Origin of the sequence: Streptomyces sp. NPDC050732 (assembly GCF_040654255.1) — a bacterium.
Taxonomy (GTDB): Bacteria; Actinomycetota; Actinomycetes; order Streptomycetales; family Streptomycetaceae; genus Streptomyces.
Window position 1 is genome coordinate 92,811 of record NZ_JBFAHP010000022.1, and the last position, 12,768, is coordinate 105,578.

General features: G+C 73.0%; 12 protein-coding genes. 5 read left to right on the top strand and 7 right to left on the bottom strand.

The window, feature by feature from the left end; genetic code table 11:
- The first annotated feature begins 4 nt into the window (after positions 1 to 4).
- The gene (locus AB0H82_RS21250) at positions 5 to 1,504 is read left to right on the top strand and encodes a PLP-dependent aminotransferase family protein (protein ID WP_362994885.1); all 1,500 of its coding nucleotides are present in this window, start codon (positions 5 to 7) and stop codon (positions 1,502 to 1,504) included.
- Between the two features lie 27 nt (positions 1,505 to 1,531).
- On the opposite strand, the gene AB0H82_RS21255 is transcribed toward AB0H82_RS21250, so the two are convergent.
- Positions 1,532 to 3,160, bottom strand: coding sequence for an ATP-binding protein (locus AB0H82_RS21255; RefSeq protein ID WP_362994887.1), 1,629 nt, complete (start codon positions 3,158 to 3,160; stop codon positions 1,532 to 1,534).
- A gap of 37 nt (positions 3,161 to 3,197) precedes the next feature.
- Complete coding sequence (locus AB0H82_RS21260; RefSeq protein ID WP_362994889.1) at positions 3,198 to 3,392, bottom strand: hypothetical protein; 195 nt, start codon at positions 3,390 to 3,392, stop codon at positions 3,198 to 3,200.
- A gap of 276 nt (positions 3,393 to 3,668) precedes the next feature.
- Here AB0H82_RS21260 and AB0H82_RS21265 point away from each other — a divergent pair, with 276 nt between their 5' ends.
- Both AB0H82_RS21265 and AB0H82_RS21270 read left to right on the top strand, forming a co-directional pair.
- Positions 3,669 to 4,061, top strand: coding sequence for an ankyrin repeat domain-containing protein (locus tag AB0H82_RS21265; protein WP_362994891.1), 393 nt, complete (start codon positions 3,669 to 3,671; stop codon positions 4,059 to 4,061).
- A gap of 300 nt (positions 4,062 to 4,361) precedes the next feature.
- The gene (locus AB0H82_RS21270) at positions 4,362 to 5,780 is read left to right on the top strand and encodes a HEAT repeat domain-containing protein (protein ID WP_362994893.1); all 1,419 of its coding nucleotides are present in this window, start codon (positions 4,362 to 4,364) and stop codon (positions 5,778 to 5,780) included.
- Positions 5,781 to 5,795: 15 nt separating this feature from the next.
- On the opposite strand, the gene AB0H82_RS21275 is transcribed toward AB0H82_RS21270, so the two are convergent.
- From AB0H82_RS21275 to AB0H82_RS21295, 5 genes are all read right to left on the bottom strand, one after another.
- A complete protein-coding gene (locus tag AB0H82_RS21275) occupies positions 5,796 to 6,671 on the bottom strand; it encodes a biotin-dependent carboxyltransferase family protein (protein ID WP_362994895.1) in 876 nt (291 codons plus the stop codon).
- Positions 6,668 to 7,321: an allophanate hydrolase subunit 1 gene (locus AB0H82_RS21280; protein WP_362994897.1), complete on the bottom strand. Its 654-nt coding sequence runs from the start codon at positions 7,319 to 7,321 to the stop codon at positions 6,668 to 6,670. Before AB0H82_RS21280 ends, AB0H82_RS21275 begins: the two co-directional genes overlap by 4 nt.
- The gene (locus AB0H82_RS21285; RefSeq protein ID WP_362994899.1) at positions 7,318 to 8,082 is read right to left on the bottom strand and encodes a 5-oxoprolinase subunit PxpA; all 765 of its coding nucleotides are present in this window, start codon (positions 8,080 to 8,082) and stop codon (positions 7,318 to 7,320) included. Before AB0H82_RS21285 ends, AB0H82_RS21280 begins: the two co-directional genes overlap by 4 nt.
- Before the next feature lie 81 nt (positions 8,083 to 8,163).
- Positions 8,164 to 8,955, bottom strand: coding sequence for a putative hydro-lyase (locus AB0H82_RS21290; protein WP_362994901.1), 792 nt, complete (start codon positions 8,953 to 8,955; stop codon positions 8,164 to 8,166).
- Positions 8,952 to 10,253, bottom strand: a complete 1,302-nt coding sequence (locus tag AB0H82_RS21295; protein ID WP_362994902.1) for an MFS transporter — start codon at positions 10,251 to 10,253, stop codon at positions 8,952 to 8,954. Before AB0H82_RS21295 ends, AB0H82_RS21290 begins: the two co-directional genes overlap by 4 nt.
- A 150-nt stretch (positions 10,254 to 10,403) precedes the next feature.
- Between AB0H82_RS21295 and AB0H82_RS21300 the strand changes: the two genes are divergently transcribed.
- Both AB0H82_RS21300 and AB0H82_RS21305 read left to right on the top strand, forming a co-directional pair.
- Positions 10,404 to 11,129 (top strand): GntR family transcriptional regulator, encoded by a 726-nt coding sequence (locus AB0H82_RS21300; protein ID WP_362994904.1) that lies wholly within the window; start codon positions 10,404 to 10,406, stop codon positions 11,127 to 11,129.
- An 84-nt stretch (positions 11,130 to 11,213) separates the two neighbouring features.
- Complete coding sequence (locus tag AB0H82_RS21305; protein WP_362994906.1) at positions 11,214 to 12,740, top strand: hypothetical protein; 1,527 nt, start codon at positions 11,214 to 11,216, stop codon at positions 12,738 to 12,740.
- Positions 12,741 to 12,768 lie beyond the last annotated feature (28 nt).

Below are 12,768 nucleotides of genomic sequence, written 5' to 3' on the forward strand. Positions count from 1 at the left end.
AATCATGGCTCAGTGGACTTCGGCGATGGGGTCGACGCAGCTCGCCCGCCTGCTCGCCTCCCAGCAGGACCGCCCCGCGGGCACCGGCTCGCGCCGCCCGCCCGCCTACCGCGCCCTCGCCGACGGCATCAGACTGCTCGTGCTCGAAGGCCGCGTGCCCGTCGCCGCCCGCCTGCCCGCCGAGCGTGAGCTCGCCGTGGCACTCGCCGTCAGCCGCACCACGGTGGCCGCCGCCTACGAGGCGCTGCGCACCGAGGGTTTCCTGGAGTCCCGCAGGGGAGCGGGCAGCTGGACTGCCGTCCCGGCAGGCAACCCCCTGCCCGCGCGCGGCCTCGAACCGCTGCCGCCCGAGGCGCTCGGCTCCATGATCGACCTGGGCTGTGCCGCGCTGCCCGCGCCCGAGCCGTGGCTCACCCGGTCCGTCCAGGGCGCCCTCGAAGCCCTCCCGCCGTACGCCCACACGCACGGCGACTACCCCGCGGGACTGCCCGCCCTGCGCGAGATGCTCGCCGAGCGCTACACCGCGCGCGGGATCCCCACCATGCCCGAACAGATCATGGTGACCACCGGGGCCATGGGCGCCATCGACGCGATCTGCCATCTCTTCGCGGGCCGCGGCGAGCGCATCGCCGTGGAGTCCCCGTCGTACGCCAACATCCTCCAGCTGATGCGCGAGGCGGGCGCCCGGCTCGTCCCCGTCGCCATGGCCGAAGGCCTCCAGGGCTGGGACATGGACCGCTGGCGGCAGGTCCTGCGCGATGCGGCGCCCCGCCTCGCGTACGTCGTCGCCGACTTCCACAACCCCACCGGCGCGCTCGCCGGCGAGGACCAGCGCAGGCAGCTCGTCGAGGCGGCCCGCTCGGCCGGCACGGTCCTCGTCGTCGACGAGACGATGAGCGAGCTCGGGCTCGACCCGGACCTCACCCTGCCGCGCCCCGTCTGCGGCTTCGACCCGGCGGGCTCCACCGTCATCACCGTCGGCTCGGCGAGCAAGGCCTTCTGGGCGGGCATGCGCATCGGCTGGGTGCGGGCCGCGCCCGACGTGATCCGCAGCCTCGTCGCGGCGCGCGCGTACGCCGACCTCGGCACCCCGGTCCTCGAACAGCTCGCCGTGAACTGGCTGCTGAACACCGGGGGCTGGGAGTCCGCCGTGAACGTGCGCAGGGAGCAGGCCAGGGAGAACCGCGACGCGCTGGTCGCGGCCGTGCGGCGGGAGCTGCCCGACTGGGAGTTCGAGGTGCCGAGCGGCGGCCTGACCCTGTGGGTGCGCACCGGGGGTGTTTCGGGGTCGCGCCTCGCCGAGGTGGGCGAGCGGGTGGGAGTACGGGTTCCGTCAGGGCCGCGCTTCGGAGTGGACGGGGCCTTCGAGGGGTATGTGCGGCTGCCGTTCACCGTGGGGGGCGCGGTGGCCGACGAGGCGGCGGCGCGGCTCGCGGCGGCGGCCCGGCTGGTGGAGACGGGGGCGGGGGCGGGCGCGCAGACCGCGCATCCGTTCGTGGCGTGAGTCGTTGGGTGTCCCTCTGTGCCGTGACTACGTAGTGAGCTCTTGGCGGGGGACCGGCTGCGCCTCGGTTGCTTCGGGGGCAGGTGCGGGTGCAGGGGCTTGAGGTGGGGCAGGGGCCGGGGCGACGGTGTCCGTCTCGTCCGGCGGGTTGCTGCGCTCCGGCAGCAGTTCCATGACCGCCCGCCGGTGCGCCTCGCTGGTGGCGTCGTCGTACGGATCGGGGGTCGCGGGCACCTGGAGGCGGTGTACCTGCCCGGTGCCGAGCCGTGCGTAGCCACGGCCGGGCGGGACGTCCGACGTGGGTGTCGTGTGGGGCGGTGCCCCGAGGACGTCCTCCAGCTGGTCGGGCGTGGCGTATCCGAGCACCACGCGCGCGCGTGTGTGCTGGTGCACGGCGTCGCTGAGCGCGTCCAGGCTGTCCAGTTGGTCCGCCACCACGACCGTCACGTTGGCCGCCCTGCCGTGCCGCAGGGGGACCTGCAGCAGCGACTGGGGGTCCGTGCGCCCGTCGGCCGCCGCGAGGTGGCCGAGCGCGCTCGGGTGGTCGAGGAGGATCCACAGGGGGCGCTTGGTGTCCTCCGGTGGCGGGTGGCCCGCCTGCCGGGCGCGGTTGGCGGCGATGAGCCTGCGCTCCGTCTCGTGCGCCGCCCATTCGAGGCTCGCGAGCGCCCCGGAGAGCCCGCACTCGATGCCGAGGACCCCGTCGCGGCCGGTCAGGCAGGCGTAGTCGCCGGTGCCGCTGCCTTCGACGACGAGGACATCGCCGTGCTGCAGCGCCTGGAGGGCGATGGAGCGCAGCAGTGTCGTCGTGCCGCTGCCCGGCTGGCCCGCGATCAGGAGGTGGGGCTCGGTGGAGCGGATGCCGGTGCGCCACACGACGGGGGGCACGTCGCGCTGCCCCTCGCCCTCGGCCAGCGGCAGGGTGCGCTGGACGCCGGTCTCGTCGGTGAAGCCGAGGACGGTCTCCCCGGGGGCGGTGACGAAGCGCTGGGCGGCGATGTCGGTGGGGAGCGGGGGCAGCACCGTGACGACGAGCTGGTTGGCCTCCTCGTCCCACGCGAAGTGGTACTCACGGCCGCGGCCCGCCTTGGCGTGCAGCAGCTGCTCGATCCGCGCGCGGGACTCGGCCTCGCCGTCCGTGAAGTAGGCGGGGTAGTGCACGACGAGCCGGGAGATCCGCCCGGTGCCGTCGAACTCGTACTCGGGGAAGGCCTTGTCCCATTCGCCGCCGTGCGCGAAGAGCGGGGCGGGGTCCTCGGGGACCGAGAAGTACGGGACGAGTGCTTCGTAGAAGGACTGCAGCCGCTGCACCTGTGCCTCGTCCGGGCCGGTGGGCGCCGGTGGAGTGCGCTCACGGCCCGTCCACGCGGAGGCCGCCATCAAGGAGATCAGGGCGAGCAGCGGCCCGTAGGGGACGAGCGCCACGACCAGTACCACGGAGGCCACCAGGAACAGCAGTGGTCCGCGCTTGTCCTTCGGTGTGTCGGCCCACTTGCGCCGCCCGGCACCAGCCAGCCGGCGCAGTCCGCGGGTGATCGTGATCAGCGGATGGAGCACATCGGTGGCGCTGTCGGCGGCCGACCGTGCCAACTCCCGGCTCCGGGCGATGGATGCCGTGCCGTTGCTCAGAATGCGGGGGAGTGGGCGCCTGGCCACGTCTGTCTCCTGAAGGTGCGTGCGAACAGCGGGGACGTCAGAACTTGATCCCGCCGAGGAGGCTCGCCAGGCTCGCGCTGCCGGCCTTGATGCTCGGCGCGATGGCGGTGCCTGCCAGGAAGAACCCGAAGAGGGCGCAGACCAGTGCGTGGGACGCCTTCAGTCCGTCCTTGCGGAAGAAGAGGAAGACGATGATGCCGAGCAGCACGACGCCCGAGATGGAAAGGATCATGACGGTTCTCCTGGTTTCGTGGGGACAGTCACCATGAGTTCTTCCAGGTTCACAGCATGTATCCATGCGATAAAAGGTGCAAATGGGTTACTTTTCGGGGATTTCCCCTGAATGGCGGAGCCCGGTCGGGCCGTGCGGGAACGGGTCAGGACGGGCTCCCGCTCTCGCCGTGATCTTTGCCTCGGGCGGGCCGGGTCATGTGCCCGCGGGGGCAGTACCCTGTCGATTCACTCGTACGGCTGCACAGGCAGCACACCCAGAAAGGCGGACGTCCCCATGAGCGAAGCCCCCGACCCCGAGGTCGTGGAGCTGGCGACCAAGATCTTCGATCTGGCCCGCCAGGGCGATGCCGCGGCGCTCGCTGCCTATGTCGACGCGGGCGTCCCGGCGAACCTCACGAACGACAGCGGCGACACGCTCGTCATGCTGGCCGCCTACCACGGCCACGCCGAGGCGGTCCGGGCCCTCGTGGAGCGCGGCGCCGACACCAACCGCGCCAACGACCGGGGGCAGACGCCGCTCGCGGGAGCTGTCTTCAAGGGCGAGGAAGCGGTGATCCGGGCCCTTCTGGACGGGGGCGCGGATCCGGCCGCGGGAACTCCGTCGGCCGTCGACACGGCCCGCATGTTCGCGAAGACGGAGCTGCTCCATCTGTTCGGGGCCGCCTGAGCGGGGTACCTGACCAGCAACAACGGGGGCGCTGGAAATGTGGTCGCGGCGGAGCTTACCGCCGGGTCATCATGACGACGTGATTCACGGACGCGACGGCGGGGCAGTTGGTGCCGCACCGCGTGGCCCGTGAGCGGCCCGCCCCCGGACCTCCCGTCCGGGACCCCTGGGCCATGGATGAGAGGCAGAGGAAGATGGTCTTCGACAAGCAAGAGACGGCGGGCGGCCCGACGTGTTGGCGCACGGCCAGGTAATGCGTGATTCCCGGTTGCGTCGACGCTTGATGTGAGGCTGTTTCCCATGTTCGATCCGGTCATAGCGCCCAGCGGTACGCTGCTCGGCCTGCTGCAGAGGGGCCGCGGCGACGGCACCCTGCACGCGCTCACCGCCCCACGATCCGAGGCGCTCGCCGCCCTCGACCACTGCGTGCTGAACGATCCCCGCCACGACTGGCAGGTGGAGAACCGTTCGCTGTACTACGCCCGGCTCTACCTCGACCTGCACGGCGGGCTCGGGGAGATCGAGCGCCACCTCTTCGACGCCGAGGACGTCCTGAACGCGGACGACTCGCGCACAGGACTCGCCCTGGCCGTCCTCGGCCACCTCGCCTCGTACGGCAGGCAGGACGCCCTCGAACTCCTCCGGAGGTATGCGGCGTTCGGCTCCAACTGGGCCTGGGCCCTCGACGAACTGGCGCTGCGGGACGACGACGCGGGCCTGCGCGCCCTCGCGGCCCCCGTGCTCGCCAGATTCGCCCCCGACGCCGAGGGCGAGGCCGACCTGGCCGCCGCCGTCCGCGACGCCTATGAACCACGGCCCTGGCGCCTCTGGGAAGAGGACCCCCGCGCAGACATCGGCGCCCGCGTGCGCGCCGCGCGGGAACAGGGCTCCTTCGACCGCTGGCAGCGCCAGATGCGGCCCTCGGGGCCGCGCCCCGAGTGGAGCGTCCGGGCCATCTTCGACTGGGCACAGGAAGGCCTGGAGCGGGGCTCCGTGCTCTACGTCCCCGCGGCCCGCTGCCTGGCCGCCGTCGCCGGCCCCGAGGACCGCCCCGAGATCGTCGAGGCGGCCCGCGAAGGATCGGACGGGGCGCGCGGCACCGCCCTGCGCTACCTGGCCGACGCCCACGATCCCGCGGTCCTCGACCTCATCGAGTTCGCCGCGGAAAGCCCTTCCCAGGTCGTCGTGGACGCCGCGACCGGCGCCTTCGAACGGATGCGGAGCGTCGCCGCCGTCGAGCGCGCCCGACGCTGGGCCTACCGCCCCGACGACCTGGGCGCCGCCGCCGGGCGGATGCTCGCCTGCCGGGGCGGCGCCCAGGACAGCAAGCCGGTCCTGGCAGCACTGCGCGAGGCGGTCCGCGGCGAGGGCCCGGACGCCCCCACGCTGTGGACCCTCGTCGACGGCGCCGGACGCCTCGGCATCGCCTGTGCCGCCCCCGTACTGAGGCATGTCTACAGGGAGACCGCCTCCTCCCACCTCCGCGGCCGCGCCGCCCGCGCGCTGGCCGCCACCGACCCCACCTTCGCGGCCGGATTCGCCGTCGAGTGCCTGTGGGACTGCGAGGAGTCCACCCGGGAAGTCGCCGCACGGCACGCAGAGACCGGCGACGCCCGCGTCGTCAACCGACTCCGGAGGCTCGCCTCGGACCCCGCCGAGGAGGACGATGTACAGACCGCGGTACGGAGCAGGATCGGCCCCGACGCCCCCGCGATGTAGCACCGGGGCGCCGGGTCAGCCCCGGCCCCGGCCGACCGCGACGAAACGCACCGGCGTGCCCGGCCGCGCCTGGGCCGCCGCGGCGAGGTCGGCCTCCCGTACGACGGCGACCACCGGGTAGCCCCCGGTGGTCGGATGGTCGGCGAGGAAGACGACCGGCCTGCCGTCCGGCGGCACCTGTACCGCGCCCAGCACCATGCCCTCGCTGGGCAGTTCGCCCTGGAGCGCCCGCTCCAGGGCAGGGCCCTCGGTGCGCAGCCCGATGCGGTTGCTCGCCGACGACACCCGGTACGCGCGCGTGGTGAGCGTGTCCAGCGCCGCGGGCGTGCACCAGTCGGCGCGCGGCCCCAACGTCACCCGGAGCACCAGCTCTTGGGGCGGCGCGGGCTGCGGGATGGTGTCCACGCGCGCGTACGTGGTGCCGGGGTGCCCCAGCGGCAGCACGGTCCCGTCCGTGAGCGGGGGAGGGCCGAGTCCGGAGAGCAGGTCGGTGGAGCGGCTGCCGAGCACGGGGTCGACGGCCACTCCGCCGTCGAACGCGATGTAGCCACGTACTCCGGAGAGGGCGGTTCCGACGTCCAGGAGTGCCCCCGCGGGCACCCGCACCGGCGCTCCCCAGGGCGCGGGGCGGCCGTCCACGGTCACCGGGCACGGCGCACCGCCGACGGCGACCGTCACGGGCCTGCGCGGGCGCACGGCACAGCCGTTGAGGGTGGTCTCCAGGACGGCGGCGTCCGGCGCGTTGCCCACCAGGCGGTTGACCAGGCGGGCCGCGGGCGGGTCGAGGGCCCCGGAGCGCGGCACCCCGAGATGGGCGTGCCCGGGGCGCCCGAGGTCCTGCACGGTGGTCAGCGCCCCGGCCCGCACGACGGACACGGCACGGTCGGTCATCGCGCCCCCGTCGCGGCGCCGGTCGGTGACTCCGTCGGGCAGCCGACCGGCACGAAGCGGACCCGTACGCCGGGGGAGAGCAGCGCGGCGGGCACGCGCGCGTGGTCCCACAGCACGGCGTCCGTCGAGCCGATCAGTTGCCAGCCGCCGGGCGACGCGCGGGGATAGACGCCCGTGTACGGGCCCGCCAGCGCGACGCTGCCCCGGGGCACGGAGGTGCGGGGCGTGGCCCGGCGCGGCACTTCGTAGCGCCCGGGCAGCCCGGTCAGATAGCCGAAGCCGGGTGCGAACCCGCAGAAGGCGACGCGGAATGCGGCGGCCGAGTGGATCCGCGCCACCTCGGCCACGGGCACTCCCCAGTGCGCCGCCACGTCCGCGAGATCCGGCCCGTCGTAGCGCACCGGAAGCTCCAGGACGGCACCCGCGCGCGCGGGTAGCGGCGGAATCTCCCAGCCGGGCAGCTCCGCCCCGACACGGCCAGGCTCGGCGAGGCCGTCGAGGAGCACCGTGCGGGCCGCGGGGACGATCTCCCGTACCCGCAAGGAGCCCGTCGCGCGGCGGCGCAGCAGCTCGGCGTGGAGGGCCTGGGCCTCGGCGCCGTCGGCGACTTCGACGAGCAGGGCCCGGTCACCGACCGGCAGGACCCTCATGCGAAGGCCTCCACCCGCACGCCAGCCGACTCCAGTTCCGCCCTCACCCGGCGGGCCAGGCCCACCGCCCCCGGAGTGTCGCCGTGCAGGCACAGCGAACGCGCGCGCACGGCGATCTCGCGGCCCTCCTGGGACGTGACGACGCCCAGGCGTGCCATGCCGACGGACCGCGCGACGACGGTGTCCTCCTCAGTGATGACCGCTCCTTCGCCGGTGCGGGGAACCAGAGTGCCCTCGTCGGTGTAGGCGCGGTCCGCGAACGCCTCGGGCACGGTCGGCAGTCCGGCCTTTCCCGCCGTCTCCAGGAGACGCGATCCGGGCAGCCCCAGGAGCGGCAGCGAGTCGTCCGCGAGGAGTACGCCGTCGACGACCGCGCGAGCCTGGTACGCGTCGTGGACGACGCGGTTGTAGAGCGCGCCGTGCGGCTTCACGTACGACACGCGCGTGCCTGCCGCGCGCGCGAACACCTCCAAGGCGCCGATCTGGTACGCCACTTCGGCCGTCAGCTCGTCGGCTGGCACGTCCATGGCGCGCCGCCCGAACCCCGCCAGGTCGCGGTAGGACACCTGCGCGCCGATCCGCACGCCGCGCTCGGCCGCGAGGTCGCAGACCCGGCGCATGGTGACCGCGTCCCCGGCGTGGAAGCCGCAGGCCACGTTGGCGCTGGTGACGACGGACAGCAGCTCCTCGTCGTCGGTGAGGCGCCAGCGGCCGAAGCCCTCGCCGAGGTCCGCGTTCAGGTCGATCAGGGCCGTGCTCATCCTCGTGGCTCTCCCGTGCTCTCGAAACCCGTGTTCTCGAAGGCTGCTGTCCGTGTACCCGAAAGCCGCTGTCCGCGACGGTCAGACCACGCGGTACTGCTCGTCCCTGGCGTCGGTGAGGAACATCCGGCCGGGCGCGTGCGTGATCGCGAAGGGCGGCCGGGAGGCCATCACGGCCGCCTGCGGGGTCACCCCGCACGCCCAGAACACCGGTATGTCGTCCGGTTCGGCGCTCACCGCGTCGCCGAAGTCGGGGCGGTCCAGATCCTCGATGCCGAGGCCGCCGGGGTCGCCGCAGTGCACCGGACTGCCGTGCACCGCGGGCATCAGGGCGCTCTCCCTGATGGCGTCGGCCAGCCGCCGCGGCGGCACGGGACGCATCGACACCACCATGGGGCCGTGCAGGCGCCCCGCGGGGCGACAGGGACGCGCGGTCACGTACATCGGAACGTTGCGGCCCTGTTCGATGTGGCGCAGCGGCACACCGGCGTCGGCGAGCGCCCACTCGAAGGTGAAGCTGCAGCCGATGAGGAAGGTGACCAGGTCGTCGCGCCAGCGGCCGACGACGTCCGTGGGCTCGTCGGCCAACTCGCCGTGCTCCCAGACCCGGTAGAGCGGCAGATCGGTACGGAGATCGGCGCCGGGGGCGAGCGGAGTGACCCAGGAGCCCGCGTCCGTGACGTCGAGCACGGGGCAGGGCTTCGGGTTGCGCTGGCAGAACAGCAGCATCTCGTACGCCCAGTCGGCGGGGACGGAGATGAGGTTGGCCTGGGTGGAGCCCGGGGCCCAGCCGGCGGTGGGACTCGTCCGGCCCGAGCGGAAGGCCGCACGGGCCTCTTTGGCGCTGCGGATCACACGCGTGTCGCCGTTCACAGGAGCTCCCTTCCGCGCGTCTCGGGGAGGCCGAGCAGGGCGACGACGGCGAGGCCGTACCCCACCGCTCCGAAGACCAGCGCTCCACCGACGCCCCAGCTGTCGGCGAGGAAGCCGACCATGGTGGGGAAGACGGCGCCGACCGCGCGCCCTGTGTTGTACGTGAAGCCCTGTCCCGTACCGCGCACGGCGGCCGGGTAGAGCTCGCTGAGAAACGAGCCGAAGCCGCTGAAGATCGCCGACATGCAGAAGCCCAGCGGGAAACCGAGCACCAGGAGAAGGCCGTTGGCGCCGTCGGGGATGTTCGTGTAGGCGAGGATGCTGGCCGCGGAGAGGAACGCGAAGAGGGTGATGTTCCGCTTCCGGCCGAGCTTGTCGGTCAGGTAGCCACCGGTCAGATAGCCGGCGAAGGCCCCGGAGATCAGGAAGGTCAGATAGCCGCCGGTGCCGACGACGGTGAGGCCCCGGTCGCTCTTCAGATACGTGGGCACCCAGGTGGCCAGCGTGTAGTAGCCGCCCTGCACGCCCGTGGACAGGAGCACCGCGAAGCACGTGGTGCGCAGCAGTCCTGGCTTGAAGATGGCCGTGAACGACCCCTTGTCGGTGCTCTTGCGCCGCTCCTCGGCGGCTTCAGGGGCGTCGTGCACGTTGCGCCGGACGTAGATCACGAGCAGCGCGGGCAGGGCGCCGGTCCAGAACATCACACGCCAGGCGACGTCGTCGTCCAGGAACTGGAACACCAGGGTGTAGACGATCACCGCGAGCCCCCAGCCCACGGCCCAGGAGCTCTGGATCGCGCCCAGGGTGCGGCCACGGTGCTTGGCGGTGGTGTACTCGGCGACGAGGATCGCGCCGACCGCCCACTCGCCGCCGAAACCGAGCCCCTGGAGAGCGCGGAAAACCAGCAGGGTCTCGTAGTTGGGCGCGAAACCGCAGGCGACGGTGAAGACCGCGTATGTGATGACCGTGATCATCAGCGCCTTGACGCGGCCGATCCGGTCGGCGATCACCCCCGCGACGGCGCCGCCCACGGCGGAGACGACGAGCGTGACGGTGGTGAAGAGCCCGGTCTGGCCGCTGTCGAGGCCGAAGTACGCGGCGAGCGCCACCATGCTCAGCGGCAGCGTGAAGTAGTCGTACGAATCGAGGGCGTACCCCCCGAAGGCGCCCCCGAAGGCACGGCGGCCGCGTGGGCCGAGCGCGCGCAGCCAGCCGAAGGCGCCGCTGTCGTCGGGAAGTTCCTCCTTGCCGGAGCGTATGTCGGCCGGGGCCGTCCTGGGTGGTGGGGTCGTGCTCATGGGCACCTCGCAGAAGAGGGACGGAGGGTGCTGGAGCGTGCGGTCCTTCGGTGCGCTCGAAGGGAGCGGTGCCCGACAAGGTAGAGGATCGTTGAACGATCCCTCAATACCCATGTTGTTTCGTTCTGCTGTCTGCGATTGAATCCGGGCATGGCGGAGGGGATGACCGATGCGAACGGACTGGCCGACGACCGCGTGCTCCTGGGGCGCACCAGCACGGCCGAGCGAGTCTCCGACATCCTCAGGAGCCGCATCGCCGCGGGCTTCTTCCCACCCGGCACGCGGCTCTCCGAGGACAGCATCGGCGGCGCGCTCGGCGTCTCCCGCAACACCCTGCGAGAGGCGTTCCGGCTGCTCACCCACGAGCGGCTGCTGGAGCACCAGCTCAACCGCGGCGTCTTCGTACGCGTGCTGACCGACGAGGACGTACTGGACATCTACCGCACCCGCTCGCTCGTCGAATGCGCCGTCGTACGCGGGCTCGGTGAGCCGCCGTACGCCGTGGACGGGCTCGCCCGCGCCGTGGCGGACGGCCGGCGGGCCGCGCGCGCGGGCGACTGGAAAGGCGTCTCCACCGCCAACATCGACTTCCACCGGGAACTGGTCGCCCTCGCGGGCAGCGCCAGGACCGACGAGCTGATGCGCAGCGTCTTCGCCGAACTGCGCCTCGCCTTCCACGTGATGGGCGACCCGCGGCGGCTCCACGAGCCCTACATCGCACGCAACCGGCAGATTCTGGAAGCGCTCCAGGAAGGCCGCCGTGACGACGCCGAGACGCTGCTCGCCGAGTACCTCGACGACTCGCGCCGACGGCTCGTCGACGCGTACGGCCGGCGCGGCACCGACGGCGAGCGGGGCGAGCGGAACCGAGGGTGAGCGGGGCGGGCGGGACCGCCGCCGAGCGCTGCCGGGTCTGCGCCGTTTCGACCGTTGTCAGACCGAGGACCTAGTCTGTGCACCGTGACTTCGCCTGCCGTTACGGACACCGCTCCGCCCCAGCTCAGCGCGGGGCCGCGGCCCGCTCTGGGCCCGGCCGCCGACGAGGGCCTGGCGCGCCGCCTGCGCGCCCTCGCCTGCACGGCTCCGCTGCACGACCTCGACGTGCGCAAGGCCAACCTCGCGGGCGAGTACTCGGTGTACGCGATGGCGGAAGTGGCCCTCTCCGCCATCGACCTCGTCACACTGAACATGGACTTCGACACCGGCGCCGACCACGAGCAGATCGTCGCCAGGCTGCTCCCGCGCGTCGCCGCCCAGGCCCCCCACCGCCCGGCCGCCGAGCACGAGCGCGTCGCCCGCTGGGTCCTGGAGAACCTGATCAACGTCGGCAGCGTCGACCGCGGCTTCCGCGCCGTGTACGGCACTTTCGCCCCTGACGGGACATATGTCCGCAGGGACTACGACTTCAAGCTCCTCGAAGAAGTCCCCGGCTACGGCGGCAGTGTCTACCTCCGCACCACCGACGAAGCGGTCAACGTCCTGGTGGGAGCCCTGGACACCGACGTCACCAGCGCCCAGATCGCCGCCGAGGTGAAGCTGGAGGTCCTCATCAGCCGCGGCAGGCTCGCCGACGCCCAGCTCGCCGCCGAGCAGGCCCGCTACCGCACCGTGCAGTATTCGGAAACGCTGCGCAAAGCCCTCGACGCGACCCGGCGCAACGTCCGCGCGGTGGACTGGCTCCGCGCCGTCCCCGACATGATCGCGGAGGCGCTCGACCACGTCGCCGACCGCTACCGCCACGAGAACGCCATCCTGACCAACATCCGCAAGGCCCGCGACGAGTCCGAGGACCCCGAGCAGAAGCGCCGCGCCGCCGAGCTCGTCGACATCGTCAAGGACTGCATCCGCCGCCACACCCTGCTGCAGTCCCGCCTCCTGGAGGCCGGCCCGCTGTTCCGCGCCGAGCAGGACCGGCAGGCCTTCGCCACCCCCACCGCCCGCGCGGGCCTCGACCTGTACGGACAGCTGGTCGCGCCCCTCCTGCCCCTCCCGGCGGAACAGGCGAGCCGTGTGACGGACGCCTTCTTCGCGCACGGCACCGGGCTGCGCACCCCCGTCTCCGTCCGCGTCGGCGACCTCGTCGACATACTGCTGACGCCGCCCATGGAGCGCGAGCACCTGGGTGCCGAGATGCCCGAGCCCGACCTCATCGCCACCCCGGACGACAGCCGCTTCAGCGAGGAGCAGCTCTCCAGCGCCATGGAGCTGCTCGACCTGCCCGCCGACGCGCCGCGGCGGCTCTCCGGCCTGCTCGCCGACGCCCGCCGCCGCGACCCCGAACTGCCCTACCTCGTCGCCCTGCTGGCCGTCCACGCGGCCAGCCCGCCCGTCGGCACCGCCTACCGCCAGGGCGAGGAGAAGCTGCTCTTCGCCGTGGACGACGGCACCGACCTCGACGACGAGGAGTTCGGCGGCGCCGACCTCATCGTCGGCACCGCCCTCCTGGACGCCGCCGGCATGGCGGCCGACCGGACGGAGGCGGCCTGACCATGACCGACCCCCAGACCCCCCTCGC